Source organism: Williamsia sp. (assembly GCF_036566845.1).
In the GTDB taxonomy this organism is placed as follows: domain Bacteria; phylum Actinomycetota; class Actinomycetes; order Mycobacteriales; family Mycobacteriaceae; genus Williamsia.
In genome coordinates this window covers 44,881-61,471 of record NZ_DATCVM010000028.1, presented here as the reverse complement: position 1 = coordinate 61,471, position 16,591 = coordinate 44,881, and the positions used below count along the sequence as shown (strand labels likewise).

18 protein-coding genes are annotated in these 16,591 nt (G+C 64.1%); 8 read left to right on the top strand and 10 right to left on the bottom strand.

The window, feature by feature from the left end:
• The first annotated feature begins 34 nt into the window (after positions 1-34).
• Together VIQ49_RS01900 and VIQ49_RS01895 are read left to right on the top strand one after the other, a co-directional pair.
• On the top strand, positions 35-943 hold the full coding sequence (locus VIQ49_RS01900; protein ID WP_331880228.1) for an LLM class F420-dependent oxidoreductase: 909 nt from the start codon (positions 35-37) through the stop codon (positions 941-943).
• The gene (locus VIQ49_RS01895) at positions 940-1,806 is read left to right on the top strand and encodes an SDR family oxidoreductase (protein ID WP_331880226.1); all 867 of its coding nucleotides are present in this window, start codon (positions 940-942) and stop codon (positions 1,804-1,806) included. Before VIQ49_RS01900 ends, VIQ49_RS01895 begins: the two co-directional genes overlap by 4 nt.
• A 45-nt stretch (positions 1,807-1,851) precedes the next feature.
• Here the strand turns inward: VIQ49_RS01895 and VIQ49_RS01890 are convergent, their stop codons facing one another.
• A complete protein-coding gene (locus VIQ49_RS01890; RefSeq protein WP_331880224.1) occupies positions 1,852-3,240 on the bottom strand; it encodes an ABC transporter substrate-binding protein in 1,389 nt (462 codons plus the stop codon).
• 156 nt (positions 3,241-3,396) lie between these two features.
• Positions 3,397-4,170 carry an SDR family oxidoreductase gene (locus VIQ49_RS01885; RefSeq protein ID WP_331880223.1) on the bottom strand — a complete coding sequence of 258 codons (774 nt, stop codon included), beginning with the start codon at positions 4,168-4,170 and terminating at the stop codon, positions 3,397-3,399.
• A 69-nt stretch (positions 4,171-4,239) separates the two neighbouring features.
• On the opposite strand from VIQ49_RS01885, the gene VIQ49_RS01880 reads away from it, so the two are divergent.
• Both VIQ49_RS01880 and VIQ49_RS01875 read left to right on the top strand, forming a co-directional pair.
• Entirely contained in the window at positions 4,240-5,001 is a 762-nt protein-coding gene (locus VIQ49_RS01880; RefSeq protein ID WP_331880221.1) for an SDR family NAD(P)-dependent oxidoreductase, read from the top strand.
• A gap of 65 nt (positions 5,002-5,066) precedes the next feature.
• Entirely contained in the window at positions 5,067-5,243 is a 177-nt protein-coding gene (locus tag VIQ49_RS01875) for a hypothetical protein (RefSeq protein ID WP_331880220.1), read from the top strand.
• Here VIQ49_RS01875 and VIQ49_RS01870 read toward each other — a convergent pair.
• The 4 genes from VIQ49_RS01870 to VIQ49_RS01855 are packed head-to-tail and all read right to left on the bottom strand — an operon-like array spanning position 5,213 to position 10,337.
• Complete coding sequence (locus VIQ49_RS01870) at positions 5,213-6,631, bottom strand: aldehyde dehydrogenase family protein (RefSeq protein ID WP_331880218.1); 1,419 nt, start codon at positions 6,629-6,631, stop codon at positions 5,213-5,215. The two genes, VIQ49_RS01875 and VIQ49_RS01870, sit on opposite strands and share 31 nt — an antisense overlap.
• A gap of 4 nt (positions 6,632-6,635) precedes the next feature.
• Positions 6,636-7,640 (bottom strand): aldo/keto reductase, encoded by a 1,005-nt coding sequence (locus tag VIQ49_RS01865; protein WP_331880216.1) that lies wholly within the window; start codon positions 7,638-7,640, stop codon positions 6,636-6,638.
• Positions 7,627-9,033 (bottom strand): acyl-CoA reductase, encoded by a 1,407-nt coding sequence (locus tag VIQ49_RS01860; RefSeq protein ID WP_331880214.1) that lies wholly within the window; start codon positions 9,031-9,033, stop codon positions 7,627-7,629. Before VIQ49_RS01860 ends, VIQ49_RS01865 begins: the two co-directional genes overlap by 14 nt.
• Before the next feature lie 11 nt (positions 9,034-9,044).
• Complete coding sequence (locus VIQ49_RS01855; protein WP_331880213.1) at positions 9,045-10,337, bottom strand: hypothetical protein; 1,293 nt, start codon at positions 10,335-10,337, stop codon at positions 9,045-9,047.
• Between the two features lie 112 nt (positions 10,338-10,449).
• Between VIQ49_RS01855 and VIQ49_RS01850 the strand changes: the two genes are divergently transcribed.
• Complete coding sequence (locus VIQ49_RS01850) at positions 10,450-11,121, top strand: TetR/AcrR family transcriptional regulator (protein WP_331880212.1); 672 nt, start codon at positions 10,450-10,452, stop codon at positions 11,119-11,121.
• On the opposite strand, the gene VIQ49_RS01845 is transcribed toward VIQ49_RS01850, so the two are convergent.
• From VIQ49_RS01845 to VIQ49_RS01830, 4 genes are read right to left on the bottom strand one after another with little or no spacing between them, the layout of a single operon-like run.
• Positions 11,108-11,737, bottom strand: a complete 630-nt coding sequence (locus VIQ49_RS01845) for a helix-turn-helix domain-containing protein (protein ID WP_331880211.1) — start codon at positions 11,735-11,737, stop codon at positions 11,108-11,110. The genes VIQ49_RS01850 and VIQ49_RS01845 overlap by 14 nt on opposite strands.
• Before the next feature lie 22 nt (positions 11,738-11,759).
• Positions 11,760-12,095, bottom strand: coding sequence for a hypothetical protein (locus tag VIQ49_RS01840; RefSeq protein ID WP_331880210.1), 336 nt, complete (start codon positions 12,093-12,095; stop codon positions 11,760-11,762).
• 23 nt (positions 12,096-12,118) lie between these two features.
• Positions 12,119-12,967 carry an SDR family oxidoreductase gene (locus tag VIQ49_RS01835; RefSeq protein ID WP_331880209.1) on the bottom strand — a complete coding sequence of 283 codons (849 nt, stop codon included), beginning with the start codon at positions 12,965-12,967 and terminating at the stop codon, positions 12,119-12,121.
• Positions 12,949-13,395, bottom strand: coding sequence for a VOC family protein (locus VIQ49_RS01830; protein WP_331880208.1), 447 nt, complete (start codon positions 13,393-13,395; stop codon positions 12,949-12,951). Before VIQ49_RS01830 ends, VIQ49_RS01835 begins: the two co-directional genes overlap by 19 nt.
• Positions 13,396-13,510: 115 nt before the next feature.
• Between VIQ49_RS01830 and VIQ49_RS01825 the strand changes: the two genes are divergently transcribed.
• Genes VIQ49_RS01825 through VIQ49_RS01815 form a run of 3 tightly spaced genes read left to right on the top strand, consistent with a single transcriptional unit; the run spans position 13,511 to position 16,586 of the window.
• Positions 13,511-14,812: an acyl-CoA dehydrogenase family protein gene (locus tag VIQ49_RS01825; RefSeq protein ID WP_331880207.1), complete on the top strand. Its 1,302-nt coding sequence runs from the start codon at positions 13,511-13,513 to the stop codon at positions 14,810-14,812.
• Entirely contained in the window at positions 14,809-15,828 is a 1,020-nt protein-coding gene (locus tag VIQ49_RS01820) for a phosphotransferase family protein (RefSeq protein WP_331880205.1), read from the top strand. The genes VIQ49_RS01825 and VIQ49_RS01820 overlap by 4 nt, the downstream gene beginning before the upstream one ends.
• Positions 15,825-16,586 (top strand): enoyl-CoA hydratase-related protein, encoded by a 762-nt coding sequence (locus VIQ49_RS01815; protein ID WP_331880204.1) that lies wholly within the window; start codon positions 15,825-15,827, stop codon positions 16,584-16,586. The genes VIQ49_RS01820 and VIQ49_RS01815 overlap by 4 nt, the downstream gene beginning before the upstream one ends.
• Positions 16,587-16,591 lie beyond the last annotated feature (5 nt).

The following is a 16,591-nucleotide window of genomic DNA, read 5'->3' as shown; positions in this document are numbered from 1 at the left end:
TCCGAGTTAGTCCACCACCGAGTAGACCGAGGTTATGATGCGATTCATCTTCCACTACCCAGAGCCCGGCGGACCCGACGCCAATCTCTTCGCCGCCGGCCCGTTGACCGAGGTCGCAGTTGCGGTGGAACAGGCCGGATTCGATGGGTTGTCGCTGAGTGAGCATCCGATCCCCGGCGCGAAGTGGCTCGACACCGGCGGGCATCAGACGCTGGATCCTTTTGTGGCGCTGAGCTTTGTCGCCGCCGCCACCAGCCGGATCAAGGTCCTCACCTATCTTGCGGTCGCGCCGTACCGTAATCCGTTGTCGCTGGCCAAGTCGGCGTCAACGCTCGACACCTTGTCGGGTGGCCGTTTGATCCTGGGCCTGGGCACCGGGTATCAGAAGAGCGAGTTCTTCGCGCTCGGCGTCGACATCAACGAACGCAATGCGCTGTTCGACGAAGCTCTCGATGTTCTCCCGTTGCACTGGAGCGGGGAGGCATTCAGCTACCAGGGTTTGCATTTCGACGCCCGTGACGTCCGGTCGCTGCCCCGACCCGTCCAGGATCCGATTCCGATCTGGGTCGGCGGAAACTCCAAGCTGAGTCGTCGCCGGGTGTCCGAACGCGCGCAGGGCTGGATGCCGATGTCCGGTGGTGCGCAACTCAGCTCCACGGCGCGCACCCCGGAACTGGGTTCGAGTTCAGAGTTGGGTGACAAGATCTCGGAGATGCGCGAAACCGCCGCGGACGCCGGACGCACCGAACCGATCGACGTTCTCTACTCCTACCAGGCCGACGGGCTGCCCACGCCGGCAGTCGATGCCGACCGCCACCGCGAGAACTTTGCCGAGCTCGAAAAGGCCGGTGTCACCTGGATAGTCGTCTCGCACCCGAGCGGGTCATCGTACAGCGATACCACCGAGTTCCTCGACGCCTTCGGCTCGACCTATCTGTCATGACCTGGTTTGAGGAACGCGCCCGTTTGGGCGGCACCGTTGCTGTGATCACGGGCGGTGCAGGCGGTCTCGGTGAAAGCATCGCGGCCGACCTCGTCGCCAACGGGGTTCGGATTGCCGTCATCGACATCGATCCCACCGCGGTCGACGCACTGCGAAAGAGCCTGTCCGACGCCGGGTTCGAGGCGATCGTGCACCACGGGGACGCCCGGGACCCCGATACCTTGGGTACCTTGTTCACAGCTGTGGACAACCAATGGGGACGATTGGACACCCTGGTGAACATCGTCGGCGGAACCTTCCGCACGCCGTTTGTCGAGACCAAGCCCAAGGGCTGGGATGCGCTCTTGCGCACCAACCTTCACCACGTGTTTCACGCCTGCTCGCTCGCGATTCCGCGTATGCAGGCCGGCGGGCGCGGCGGCAGCATCATCAACATCACCACCATCGAGGCGCATCGCGCGGCACCGGGCTTCGCGGTCTATTCGGCCGCAAAGGCTGCGGTGGAACAGTTCGCTCGCACACTGTCGGTGGAGGTTGCCCCGGATCGGATCCGGGTCAACAACATCGCCCCCGACTTCGTGCCGACACCCAGCCTCGACAAGCTCGCCCGCAGCGGCGAAACACCGGCGATGGCGACCCCGACCGGCGCCCGGATCGCCATTCCGATGGGCCGCGTCGGTCACGTCACCGATGTCTCCAACTCCGTGGTCTTTCTCGCCTCCGGCCTGTCGGAATACATCACCGGGACCACCCTGCACCCGGACGGCGGCACCCTCGCCTCCTCGGGATGGTTCAACTGGCCCGACCACGGTTGGGCCAACTACGCACCCACTTCGGTTCTGAACCAGACGAACTCGGACTGATCACCTGATGATCAGTCCGAGTTCGTTGTCCTACGTGATGGCGAGCTACTTGATATCGGCCATGGACTTGCCGACATCAGCAAGAGTCATCGGCGTGCCATAATCCTGCGTGTACTTGTACGCGGGCATGTCGCAGCGGTAGAGACCCTCATCGGCCCCGAAGTCCGCGGCCTCCCATCCTTCAGGCGTTGCCTGCTGAACGTTGAAGCACGGCGACGGGGGTGCCGGCTGCGCCAGATTCTGCGGTGCGGTCAATCCACCTCCGGTCCAAGCCGTTTCGGCCTTGGCCGCGTTGTAGACGCAGGTGCGGGTCAGGTCGTCGCCACAGCTCGCAGCAGACTTGGCAAAGAGCAACCAGGACGACATCGCGCGGATGGCCGGCATGGTGATCTCGGCGTCCGGGGCGTACTTCTCGTAGAGAGCCTTGAGCTCGATGATGGCCGGCTCGTCACTGTTCAGCGGGGCGACGCCACCCATGTCGAGGTAGTTGTTCTGGAAGCCGACGGAATCCGCTGCCAAATCGATGAACTGGTTGCCATAGGCATTGTTATTCGTGTCGATCCAGTCCAGTTTGTAGTCGAGCGAGGTCAACACACTCTCGAGCTTGGCGAGCTGTTTGAAGTCGCCGTAGAACTGAAGGCCCTTGACACCCTTGCTCTTGATGGCCTGCGCGTACGGAGTCCAATCCGAGACACCCATCGCGGGATACAGGTCGTTGTAGACGTAGGTTCCACCGGCGGCCTCGGTCGATTCGATGGCCTGGGCACCAAGGTCTTTGGTCAGTGGCGAGTCACCGTTGATGATGCCGACGAAGTTGGCCGAATCCGGGTAGGTGTCCTTCATCAGCCAGGTCCGGAACTGGAAGTAGGGGTCGTAGCCGACGGTTTGGCTGGGTGACGCGGCGACCTGCAGATCAGCACCGGTATTTGTTGCCTGTACCGTCTGCGCGGGGAAACTCGGCAGCCCACAGTTGAGCCGCTCCTTGACGCCCAGTCCGTCGAGCGCGCTGCCGCCGCCGACAAGCGCGAAGTCTTCGCGGCAGGCGGCGATCATCTGCTGGCGGGTTTCCATCAACTTGGAGTCACGGGTGTTCGCCACCAGGGTGCGCCCGTTGATGCCACCCAGCTCGTTGCACCACGAGGTGAACACCTTTGCTGCGTCCACGAACTCGGGCTGCTTGGTGAAGCCCACATCCGAGAAGACGCCCACCTTGATCTCGGTGTCGGTGACACCCTGTGCGGGAGCTCCGGAGGCCGGACCTTCCTGGCAGACATCGGTCAGCGAACCGAAGTCGCTCGACGCGGTGTCCGACGACGCGGTTCCGCCCCCACCTCCCCCGTCTTCGCCGTCGCCGCTACCGCGGTCGCTACTACAGCCGGCAACAACAAGTAGCGCTGCAGCCGACGCGGCTACGAGCAAGCGATGCACTTTCAACTCGGTCCTCCTCCATCGTGCCCCCGTTAGCGCGGAGCCTATCCCCGACGAGCGCAGGAGCGGAGCAGTTTCGAACTTTATCCTTATAAGGTTAATGAGGTATGCGCAGCGAAGGGCCCTGAACTGGGGATATGCGATCCCGGGGATCCTGAGAACTCAGTGCAATCCGCCGTCGACCCGGATGAAAGACGAGGTCGTGAAGCTCGACGCAGAGCTGGCGAGGTACAGCGCAGTGGTGACGATCTCCGCCGCCTCACCGGGCCGCCCCACCGCACTCCGCAAACCGGACCGGGCATCGTCGCCCCACGATTTCGCGATATCCGTCAGGAACGGACCGGCCGAGATCGTATTGACCCGAACGGTCGGCCCGTACTCGCGGGCGAAGACGCCTGCCAACGTGTTGAGTGCAGCCTTCGCCCCCGCATAGGGGCCGAAGTTGGGTGCCGGGAAGATGGCACCGGACGACGAGATGTTGATGATCGATCCACCGTCGCCGTCGGCCATCCGCCGACCGACCAGCGAGCCGAGCCGGAACGGCCCCTTGAAGTTCACTGCGACCACTTTGTCGAAGAGCTCTTCGGTGGTCTCCTCGGATGACGGTGCCACCGGCGACAATCCGGCATTGTTGACCAGGATGTCGACCTTGCCGAAGTGCGCGTAGGTTGCCTCGACCAAGGCGTCCACATCTTCCCATTTGCCCACGTGAGCACTCACCGGCAGCGCCTTGCGTCCGAGCGCCTCCACCTCTCTCGCAACCTCCTCACAGGCAGGCAGCTTGCGACTGGCAATGACCACGTCAGCGCCCGCCTTCGCAAAGGCCAGCACCATCTCGCGTCCGAGCCCGCGGCTACCGCCCGTTACCAAGGCAACCTTGCCCGTCAGCGAGAACAGTTCGGCCAGATGAGCACCAGGCTCCGGGGTTGCGTTCATCGTCGAAGAATAGCATTCTGGTTTACAAGATCATGATTCTCACACCTTTCATTCTCGAGGAGCCAGCTGATGCAGGGACTACAGGACAGAGTTGTTGTGGTCGCCGGAGCCGCCACCGGGCTGGGGGCGGACTCCGCACGACGACTGGCCTCCGAGGGCGCCAAAGTTGTTGTCGGTGATCTCGACTCCGCCGGCGCCACCAGAACGGCAGCCGAGATCGAGGCGGCCGGCGGTACTGCGGCGGCAAAACAGTTCGACATCTCAGACGACGCATCGGTGAAACAACTCATCGAGTTCGCGGTGCTGACGTACGGCGGTCTCGACGCGGTGCACGTCAACGCCGGCGACATGGCCGCCGTTTCCAAGGACACCAACGTCGTGGACATCGACCTCGACATCTGGGACCGAACCATCGCGGTCAACCTACGCGGTCACATGCTGGTCAGCCGGCACAGCATCCCCGAGCTCCTCAGACGCGGCGGCGGTTCGCTCGTCTACACATCCTCGGTCGCATCGTTCGCCGGACAACCCCAGCGCCCCGCCTACGCCGCGACCAAGGCCGGCATCAATGCCATCGCCCGCCACGTCGCCGCCGGCTGGGGCAAGGACGGTATCCGGGCCAACGCGATCACCCCGGGCCTCATCCTGACCGATGAGATCAAACAGGGCGCCGACCCGAAGATGTTGCAGGGCATGCTCAAAGGGGCCCGTAGCCCCAGACTCGGAGCAGCCCGCGACGTCTCCAGCATGGTTGCCTACCTGATGTCCGACGAGGGCTCCTGGATCAATGGCCAGGTTGTCAACATTGACGGCGGCACCTACTTCCGCTGACCATCCGTCGACCGTGCCGAAACCACCGCCGAGCGTGCCACAATCACCGTCGAGCGTGCCGAAAGTTGCTGGACACCAGCAATTTCGGCACGCTCGACGGTCGGTTCGGCACGGTCGGCGGCAGTTTCGGCACGCTCGACGGTCGGTTCGACACGGTCGGCGGCAGTTTCGGCACGGTCGGCGGCAGTTTCGGCACGGTCGGCGGGGTTGGTCAGAGTTTGATCGTGACGCACTTGACCTGACTGTAATGATGTAGCGCCTCGACGCCCTTTTCGCGGCCGTAACCACTGTTCTTCCAGCCACCGAATGGGGTCTGCACCGACGCGGTCGACCAGGTGTTCACGAACACCTGCCCAACGCGAAGCCGATCACTGACCGTCAGGGCCCGGGAGACGTCTTTGGTCCACACTCCCGCGACCAATCCGTAGTCGGAATCATTCGCCAGCTCAACGGCTTCCGTGTCATCGTCGAAGGGTATGACCACCACGACGGGCCCGAAGATCTCTTCGCGGGCGATCCGTGCCGTGTTGTCGACGCCCGTGTAGATCGTGGGGTCTATGTAGAACCCTCCGGTCTCATCTGCGACTGCGGACACGGTTCCACCGACAGCGGCAATTGCACCGTCGGATTCGGCGACCTTGAAATATTCCTGCACCCGCGAGAACTGGGCACGGGTGATCAACGGCCCGATGTCGCGGCCCACACGTACGGTCGCCGCCCGGTCGACAAGACGTTGCACCACCTCGTCGTGCACAGACCGGTGGACCAGCAACCGGGTGCCGGCCGAGCAGACCTGGCCGGCATTGGTGGTGAAGGCCTGCAACGAACCCGCCACTGCGGCATCGAGATCGGCGTCGGCGAAGACGATGTTGGCGGACTTTCCACCGAGTTCCAGGGTGAGTGGGATGATGCGTTCGGCCGCTATCCTGCCGATCGCCCGCCCGGTGGGCACCGACCCGGTGAACGCGACTTTGGCGACCGAGGGATGCTCCACCAGCGCCGCCCCGGCGTCGGGGCCGTCGCCGAGTACAACGTTGAACACACCCGGCGCGAAGCCCGCCTCACTGGCCAGCTGGGCCAGCCGAACTGTGGTCGACGACGTGAACTCCGAGGGCTTGACCACAACTGTGTTCCCGGCGGCCAGTGCCGGTGCACACGCTCGCGCGGCCTGATTGATCGGCACGTTCCAGGGCGTGATCACCCCGACGACACCGAAGGGTTCTCGCCGGGTGTAGACGTGCTGATCCGGTGCCACGTCGAGGGTTTCGCCGACCGGCATACCGATCAGTCCGCCGTAGAAGTCGAAATAGGCGGCCGAACCCTCGATCTCACCCAAGGCGGCGGCTTCCGGCTTGCCGGTCTCGCTGATCTCCAGTTGCGCCAGTTCCGGCGCGTTGTCCCGCATGGCGCGCGCCAGGTCGGAGAACAGCCGCGCACGCGCCTGTCCCGGCACCTGCCGCCAGGCCTGCGCGGCCGACTCGGAAGACGAGACCGCGGTCCCGATGTCGGAGGCATCTCCCTGCGCGATCCGGCGGACCTCGTTGCCGGTGGCCGGATCGGTGACAGCGAGGTACGCACCGGTCGACGGTGCCGCTGCGGCGCCGCCGATCCAATGGTCGAGTTGATCCAAGATCTCAGATCCTTCTGGTAGGAGGTGTGAACATGTCGCGGCGCTCATGCAGGAAGTCATGGGGGTATCCCAGCCGGATTCGCGATGCCTTGTCGAGCCGGTCAAGATGTGACTGGTCCAACCTGACACCCGGCGCTCCCAGGTTATCGCGCAACTGTTCTGGCGTTCGAGCGCCCACCGATGGCATCAGTCCCTGCTCGATCACCCAGGCCAGAGCGACTCTCGCCGGCGTGGACTCGAGCTCGGACGCAACCTCTTTCACCACCTCGATCGTCTGCATCGCCGATGCCGACAGCTGTCTGCGTCCACCAGGTGGTTTGCCGGTGAGCAGGCCTCGTGCGAGTGGACTCCATGCACACACCGCGATGTTCAGTTCGCGCGCCATCGGCAACAGCTCCCGCTCCGGTGTCCGCGCCACCAACGAGTATTCGACCTGCATGGCGCAGAACGACATCCAGCCGCGCAGTTCCGCGATCGCATCCGACCGGGCGACCACCCAGGCCGGCATGTTGGTCACGCCCACCGACAGCACCTTGCCCGACCGCACCAGATCGTCGAGAGCCCGCAGCGTCTCCTGGATCGGAGTGCACTGGTCCCACGCGTGGACCCACAGCAGGTCGATGTAGTCGGTGCCGAGTCGCCGCAGACTGGTCTCCACACTGCGCCGCAGACTCTTCCGATGGTTGCCACCGGAGTTCGGGTCACCTTGCGTGGTGGGCAGTGAGTACTTGGTACTGATCACCACGTCGTCGCGTTCACCGGCGACCAGGCGGCCGAGGATCTCTTCGCTGGCACCGTTTGTGTAGTTGTTGGCGGTGTCCACAAAGTTCCCTCCTGCCTCGCGGAACAAGCGATACACCTCCCCGCTGACCTTCTCGTCGGCCCCGAACCCCCAGTCGGTGCCGAATGTCATCGCTCCGAGACAGAGTTCGCTCACCCGCAGCCCGGACTTGCCCAGGATCCGCAGGTTCATCGTGGCCGAATCATCGGCCAGCTCACGCGTCGTCATCGACCACCCAATTCACGAATCGATGCAGCGGGTACATGCCGTCATGGGGGCTGCCCATGCTCCCTGTCATGGCGCTGCCCAGCTTCACCACGCGCTGGACGCCGGCGGTGGCGAGGTCGTCGCGGATCTCGGCCTTGCGGTGGGTCGGGAAGACACCGACCGTCTGTGTTGCCACCGTCGCCAGCGCGGCCGCATCACGCATGTGTTGTACCGGAATGACATTCACTGTCTTGTTGGTGGGGTGGAAGTCCACCATCTCGGGCGAGCGGACCACAAGGCCACGTCCGTCGAACTCTCCCCAGACCCGGTAGTCGGGTTCGAGGAACCGCATTCCGTCGACGGCCTCCCTGATCTCGGATGCCGGTTTGGGTCCCACTGCCGACGCGAAATCACGGTCTATGCCGAGTCGTTCGAAGAGCAGCGCGCAGAATCGGTCGACGTCGGCGACATCACCTTCGACGCAGATATGCCTGGCCGCCAGGCACGCGTCCTGGTTGAAGATCGTGACGTCGGACGCCGCCTTCTCGGCGACCTCGCGCAGGGTCTCATCCGATTCGAACGCCTCCCGGCCGATGATCGACATCGACACCTTGGGATCGAAGGAGATGAGCCCGAAGCCGGGTCCGGCGTACTTCGCGGCGTTCTCGATCGCTGCGCCGCCGCCCCAGGCCACCAGCTTGTCGAAATACTGCGACCGGTACAGGACACTCTCCACCTTCTCGTCACCACCGCGCCAGTAGACCGCCGACATCGATTGGAGCACTGGATGATCCGGAGCGATGTCGGCCATGGTGCGCAGTACGGCCACCGTGGTGAACGGGTCCGCGGACGGCATCTTGAAGACGTTGACCGCCTTCGTCAGCGCCGCGTCGGCGATCGACGTCATGCAGGCACTCGGCGAGTTGCCGGCCAGCATGTGCACCAGACGCGGGGGGAACGCCCGTACCCGGCTGACCCGGCCGTTGGGGTCGGTGCGCTCGACCCACCCGTCGAGGACGTCGACGTCGCCGAATGTCCTCTGCAGGCGGTACTCCAGGGCCTCCCTGGTGAGGAATTGTCCCGGCCGGGCGAAGGTGTTCTCGATGATCCGCCGCGGAAGCGCGCTGACCTGAACAGTCATCTCCAGGGATTCCTGGAGGTATTCGTTCTTCTCCAGCGAGAGGTGTGAGGCGGTCTCGACCAGGAAGTCGATGATATCGGACACCGGTACGTCGAAGGCCGGTCCCTGCTGGGTGCGCGGGACGAACAGATCGTTGAACTCGAGTTTGGGGGTGACAAAGGGAACCCCGAAATCCCGGGAGAGGTACTCACTGTCCTCGCCCCAGACCAGTTTTCCCCGAACGAAGTGCGGTACCCGGATCTTCGATGCGACCGGGCTCAGCGTGGTGGTCATGGCGTATTTCCTCAGTCCTCGATGAATCCACGCACGTAGGCATCCATCGTGCCTGCGCAGGTGATCTTGTCGTCGTCTTTGAGATCGGAGTAGCGGGCGATCTGGTCCAGGACCGTGGTCCCGCCCCGCCCACAGGGGCATCCGTCGAGTTCGGCGATGATCTTGTCACCGGAAATCGTTCCGCCCCAACGTCCGTCGACGGTGGTGTCGAAGAAGGCGGCGCGTCCCTCGACCTGTCCGTCCGAGATCGGCGCAAGCGTCTCACCGTTTTTGTCCAGGACAAACAGGACCACGTCGCCGGGCACGTGGTACCGGCCGGCAAGGCACTTCGGCAGACGCTGATTGAGCTCCTGCATCGAGTAGTAGTGCAGGAACCGGCTCGGGTCGATGTTCAGCATCCGGTCGATCTGTTCGCGGTAGTCGTCCGGCAGCGACGTGCCCTTGAGCCCACCGCCACTTGTCAGTGCGTTCTCGCCGGTGATGTCGCCGTCCTTGGCACCGAGTTCCCGGAGGATCTCGGTCAGCCGGAACAGGTTCGGGAACTGGGAGCTGAAGAAGAAGCGCTCAGTGCGCCGGGTGAGGATCTGCTCGGCCAGGTAGTGCAGCCGGTCTTCGTTCTTCTGCTGGCGCTGCGCGGCTTTCGCCTCGAAGGCTGCGATCTCATCGGGTGCGGCGGTGCCATCGGCCATGGCCCGGCGCATCGCCTGCAGCTGCGACATGTACTTGTGGTGTCCGACGGGGGCTGTGCTCGGAGGCATGGTGATGCCGTCCGGCCGACCATAGGACCTGGCGAGCATGTCGCGAAGTGCGACGTGCGCGGTGAGGCTGGTCTCCGGGCCCACCGGGATGAAGTTCCAGACCTGTTGTGGCGGAAGGCCGAGATCGGTCAGGGCGTCGAGCATGTTGGCCGAGTTCGAGTCGAGGTCGGTCTGGGTCTTGTTCAGAAACGAACCCTTGCCGCTGGTGCCACTGGAACTCGACACCATGTGCCCGGCGGACTCGAGCCGGCCGATCCAGCCGTCGACGTCGTCGACCCCATCGACGTCCACCTCGACCCGGCGGGTCGACAAGGAGTCGAGCCAGCGATTCATCTGTTGCCATTTACCCTTGGCCACAAGGGATTCCGGGTAGCTCTTGTACGTGGTGTGGGGAAACAGCAGAGGAATGAGGTCTTCACGGGCCTTGATCTGGGTGATCCCTTCGGCGTCGGCACGCTGCCGGAGCACCGGCACCTGCTCTCGACGTTGCTGAAATCTCCCGTCGAGTAGCTCGACGACCTCTCGCTGACCGGTGGTCATTGACATTGCTGCCTCCGTGAAATGGGGAACGTACGAAAGCGCGCCGGAGCGCCACTCCAATAACCATACCCGCGGGTATGGTTTTCTGTCCAGGGCTACGGATGGCAGACTTTTCCGGGTGACGTCGACCAACTCCGCCGGCCCCGCGAGCAGCCCCGGCCGCAACCGCGGCGGCCGTCCGACCAAAGCACAGGCCGGCGAACTCGATCGCAAGATCCGCGAATGTGCGCTCGACGAGTTCCTGCAACATGGCTACGAGGGCACGTCGATGAACGCGATCGCCGCCGCGGCAGGCACCACAAAGCCCTCCCTCTACGCCCGGTTCCCGACCAAGGAGGACGTCTTCCGTTCAGTACTGGGGTGGGCCCTCCAGCAGCATGATTGGCCCGAGCCCGAACCACCCGCGCCCGACCCCGACGACCTCGAGTCCGCCCTGACGGCCGTGGCCCGGGCAGCCATTCGCCGTGCGACCAATCCCTCGATGATCAAACTCGAGCAGATCGCCATCGCCCACGCCTCGCGCTATCCCGAAATCGCCCGTCGCACATACGGCACCGGCTTCTGGCCGCGCAAGCAATTTGTCGTCGACCTGCTGGTGAGGCACTCGGCTACCGGGGCGATCGTGGCCGAGGACCCGGGCATGCTCGCCGAGCTCTTCCTCGGCATGGTCGGCGGCCAGTCGCGCCTGGCATCATTCGGTATCGTGCGGGACACCGAGGAGCAGGACCGTCACATCGACGCCGCGGTACAGCTCTTCCTGCGCAGCCTGCGACCTGTCAACGGGGGTTGACAGTCCGCAGACAGAACTCGTAGATGCGGTCGATGTCGGCGGCGGACGGTTCAACTCGTCGCCACAGGTAGTCCGCGAGCATCCCCAGCACCGCGTGGGAGGCGAGCAGTGCATCGAAATCGGGTTCGGCACTGCCCAGCTCGGTGAACGGCTCGTGCAGCAACGACGCCATCGGACGGTCCGCAGACAACTTGGCCTTCATACTGTCTTCACCGAGGCCTCCGGCGTTCCACTCCACCGCGCGTGTGGTGTCCGCGGTCTCTCCGATGGCTTGCGCGAGCACACCTTCGACCCAGCGGCGAATCTTGCGCTCGGGAGTGGGTTCCTTGTTCATCTGATGGTCGACATACCTGCGCAGACGCAGGGTGCCGTCCTCCAGCAACGCGGCCACCAGTGCGTCCTTGGACGAGAAGTGCCGGTAGAAGGCCTCGTTCGACAATCCCGCAGCGGCCACGATGTCGGCCACCCGCGGCCGTGACGCGGTCCCCCGCTCCTTCATCACGGCCAATGCGGCGTCAAGCAACCGGCGCACTTCGGCAGCATAGTTCGCTCCCCGTTTCGCCAGAGAGCGCTCGGCGATTCGGCTCGCCAGATCGTCCGCTGTGTCCCCACTCATCTGCTTGTCCACATCATAGAGATTATTGGTGCCCGTCCACAGCAGGGTACTCAGTGGTGAGTTCGAGCAGCCGCGTCGCCGGCGGCGGATCCAGTTGTTGCAACTTCGACAACGTCAGTGCACCCGATCGCGCCGCGGCAACCATCCTCTCCACAATCGCCGTCAACTCGTCGCCTTCCAGCTCGTAGATCGCGATGTAGGGTCCGCCCTCATCGCCCGGCGCGAACCGCCGCGCGGACCTGATGCCGTCGATCGCAATCATTTCGGGCAGATGGATCTCCTTGTACCAGCGGTTGAATTCGGCATCGACGTCCGGCGAAGCCGGTCGTGATTCGACAACATAGATTCCCTTGGCCATATGTTGTTGCCTCTCAATCATTCTCAGGTAGCTGCGCCGGGGCCGCGCACAGCGGCGCAGACTCCACCGTCAACCAATAGGTCGATGCCGTTGAGAAAGCTCGCGTCGGCCGACAGCACGAACGCAGCAACCGCGGCGACTTCCTCGGCCCGCCCGAATCGGCCCAGCGGAGTCTGCTCCGCCCAGGCCGCCATCCGAGGGTTGTCCGCAGCTTCCTGTCGTCCCTGCGGTGTGTCGATGAGACCCGGTGAGATCGAGCAGATGCGCCCGCCGGCGGGACCCAGGCGCACCGCCTCATGTTGGGCAAAACGCTTGACCCCGAGTTTGGCCAGCGAATAGGCCACACCGGGATGCTCGACCATCGAGCCGAAACTCGCGTGGATCCGGTCGAGAAACTCATCGTGCAACGGATCGTCGAGAATCGCGCCAGTGACGGTGTCAACCTCGAGGCCACCGATCGTCGGCGCCATCGAGGCGAACGTGACCCACGCGGTGTCACCGGTCGCCAGTGGTCTGAGTACCTCCGCGAGCTTCGCCGTTCCGATCAGGTCGACGGTGAAGATCCGGCGCCAATCCGCCATGGTCGGTGAGATCCCGGCGACATGGGCCACCGCACGCAACGTTCCCAGCTCGTCGACACGGGCAACCAGCCGCCCCAGTCCGCCCACATCGGTGATGTCGAGGACAAAAGGCTCGACAACCGCGTGACCACCGCTCAATTCCTCCGCCGCCGCGATCACGGTTGCCTCGTCCAGGTCGACCAGAACCAGTGTGTCCACCAGACCGGTGAGCCGCTTGGCGACCTCGAGGCCCATCCCACGGCCGGCTCCGGTGACGATGCCCACGGTGCCCATCAGTGGTGAGCCCAGCACTGCTGCATGTGCGGCTCGGCCGCCCGGGTCACCAGTTCCATCCGGTAACCGGTATCACTGCGCAGGAATGCGAAGAACAACGATCCGTCCGGACCGCTGCGGGTCGCTTCGGTGACGTAACCCTGACTCGTCAGCTCGGCTGCATCGGCATCGACGTCATCCGACCAATAGCCGGCATGGTGGACCCCGGATCCCTCGGCCGGTTCCCAGAACGTGCCCGGCACGCTCCGGACAACCTCGAGGCGCGGGGTGGTGATCGAGAACGCGCATCGAACCTCGACCGTCACGAGCCCCGGCGGCAGCGTGACCTCGATGGGAGCACCGACCTCCGGCCCCCACTCGTACCCGAGCAATGACGACAACTGGGTCTGGGTCGCCTCCAAATCGTGCGTGACGATTCCCACGTGAAACAGGTCTTCAGCCTTCATGAACTCGCGACCACCTTTCGTTGCACTCCATGTTCGGAACGATCTTCACACTAAGTAAGAATTGTGTTCCGTATCGCCAGAATGATATTCTGGCACACGAAACGAGGAGGCCTCCATGGCATGGGATTTTGAGACCAACCCGGACTACCAGGCGAAACTGGACTGGGCCGATGAGTTTGTCCGCGAAGAAGTCGAACCGCTTGACCTCGCGTGGCCGCACATGCAGTTCGTACCGCTCGACGGCGGCCGCCGCAAGGCGATCGATCCGCTGAAACAGCAGGTTCGCGACGAGGGCTTGTGGGCAACCCACCTCGGTCCCGACCTCGGCGGGCAGGGTTACGGCCAGCTCCAACTGGCGCTCCTCAACGAGATCCTCGGCCGGTCATCCTGGGCGCCGATCGTCTTCGGCTGCCAGGCCCCGGACACCGGCAACGCCGAGATCATCGCCCACTACGGCACGCCAGAACAGAAGAAGCAGTATCTGCAGCCGTTGCTGGACGGCGAGTGCTTCTCCAGCTACTCGATGACCGAGCCACAGGCCGGCGCCGACCCGACCCAGTTCAAGACCAGCGCGGTCCGCGACGGCGATCACTGGATCATCAACGGCTACAAGTACTTCTCATCGAACGCGAAGACCGCGTCCTTCCTCATCGTCATGGTGGTCACCAACACCGAGGTCAGCGCTTACAAGGGCATGTCGATGTTCCTGGTCCCCACCGACACCCCCGGCGTCATCATCGAGCGCAACGTCGGCCTGCACGGCGAGCCGATGGACGAGGGCACCCACGCACTCATCCACTACGACAACGTCCGCGTCCCGGACAGTGCATTGCTCGGTGGAGAAGGCCAGGCCTTCGCCGTGGCCCAGACCCGCCTCGGCGGTGGACGGATCCATCACGCCATGCGGACGATCGGTTTGGCGCAGAAGGCAATCGACATGATGTGCGAGCGCGTGCTGAGTCGTGAAACGGCCGGCAGCCGCCTTGCCGACAAGCAGTTCATCCAGGGCTACATCGCCGACTCGTACGCGCAGCTGGCGCAGTTCCGGCTGTTCGTCCTGAACACCGCCTGGAAGATCGACAAGTACAACGACTACAAGAAGGTCCGCAAGGACATCGCCACCGCCAAGGTGATCATGCCGACGGTCCTGCACGACATCGCCTGGCGCGCGATGCAGGTCCACGGCGCCCTGGGTGTCACCAACGAGATGCCGTTCCTGACGATGGTGCACGGCGCCGCGGTGATGGGACTCGCGGACGGACCCACCGAGGTCCACAAGATGACCGTCGCCAAGCAAGTCCTGCGCGATTACAAGGCCACCGATGACCTCTGGCCCACCGAGTGGATTCCCAGGAAAACAGCTGCTGCCAAGGCGAAGTACGCCGAATACCTCGAACTCGAAGTGGGGAACCTATGATCGACACCGCAAAACTCGCCGCCTGGATGGACGAGCAGAACCTACCCGGAAAGGGCGAACCGCTCGAGACCAAGTTCCTCTCCGGCGGCACGCAGAACGAAATCTACAAGCTCACCCGCGGTGAGCATGTCAGCGTGATCCGGCTCCCACCGGCAGCCGCGCCGGCCAACCGTGACGACGGCATCATGCGCGAATGGCGCATCATCGAGGCCCTCGACGGCACCGATGTGCCGCACACCAAGGCCATCGCTGCCTGCTCGGACACTTCTGTTCTCGGCAGGGCCTTCTACCTCATGGGATTCGTCGACGGCTGGTCGCCGATGGACAACAAGAAGTGGAAAGAACCGTTCACCAGCGACCCCGAACTGCGTCGCGGGCTGGCTTTCCAGCTCGCCGAGGGCATCGCGCTGCTGTCGAAGGTCGACTGGCAGGCCAAGGGTCTGCAAGACCTCGGTCGCCCGGACGGCTTCCACGAACGCCAGGTGACCCGGTGGACGAGCTTCTTCGATCGGATCAAGGGTCGCGAGCTCGACGGCATGGACGAGTCGACCGCCTGGCTCAATGCCCACAAGCCGCTCGACTTCATCCCCGGCCTCATGCACGGTGACTACCAGTTCGCCAACGTGATGTTCAAGGAAGGCGCACCGGCTCAGCTCGCCGCCATCGTCGACTGGGAAATGGGCACGGTCGGTGACCCGAAGCTGGACCTGGCGTGGATGATTCAGGGCTGGCCCGAAGACACCAGCGCACCCGAGGCCGCCACCTCCAGCTACGTCGACCTGTCCGGAATGCCGTCGAAGCAGGAGATGGTCGACCACTACGCCAAGGTGTCGGGCCGTCAGGTCGACGACCTCGACTACTACCTGGTCCTGGCCAAGTGGAAGCTCGCCATCGTCCTCGAACAGGGCTTCCAGCGCGCCGGCGACGATCACAAGCTGCAGTCCTTCGGCTCGATCGTCCCGCAGCTCATGCGTGGAGCAGCCGATTTCGCCGCGTCGAGCGACTACAAGTCATGACCGGTACCGAAGGACTCGTCATCGAGCGGCGGGGTGCTGTCCAGGTCCTGCGGCTCAATCGCCCCGACGCGCGAAATGCGCTCACCGACAGCCTGCTTCGCGGGATCGGGACGGCGGCTCTGGAAGCAGAGGCCGACCCCGAGATCCGCGCCATCGTGCTCACCGGAGCCGGTGACCGCGCGTTCTGTGCGGGTATGGACCTGAAGGCTTTCGCCGAGGGCGGCGACTTTTCGTCCGAGGGTTACGGCAAGCTGACCAAGGGTGAACTGGCCATCCCGGTGATCGGCGCTGTCAACGGCACCGCCATCGGCGGCGGTCTCGAACTGCTTCTCGGCTGCGACATCATCGTGTCGTCGTCGGCTGCGAAGTTCGGTCTGCCAGAGGTCAAACGCGGTCTGTTCCCCGGTGGGGGCGGCACCACCATCGGAACGCGAATACCGCTGAGCGTCGCCTTGGAGATGACGCTGACCGGCGACTTCATCACCGCTGACCGGGCATACGAGCTCGGGCTGGTCAACGCTGTTGCCGCCCCAGAGGACGTGCTGGAAACCGCTATCGGCTATGCCCAGCGGGTAGCCGCGAACGCACCCCTGGGCCTGGCTGCGATCAAGGAACTCGTTCGACTCTCGGTCTCGGACAGCGCTCTTGCCGATCAGAAGATCGGCGATTGGCAGAAGACCGTCTTCAGCAGCAGCGATGCCAAAGAAGGTGCCATTGCGTTCATCGAGAAGCGGACACCGAATTGGAAGGGCCGGTAGGGACG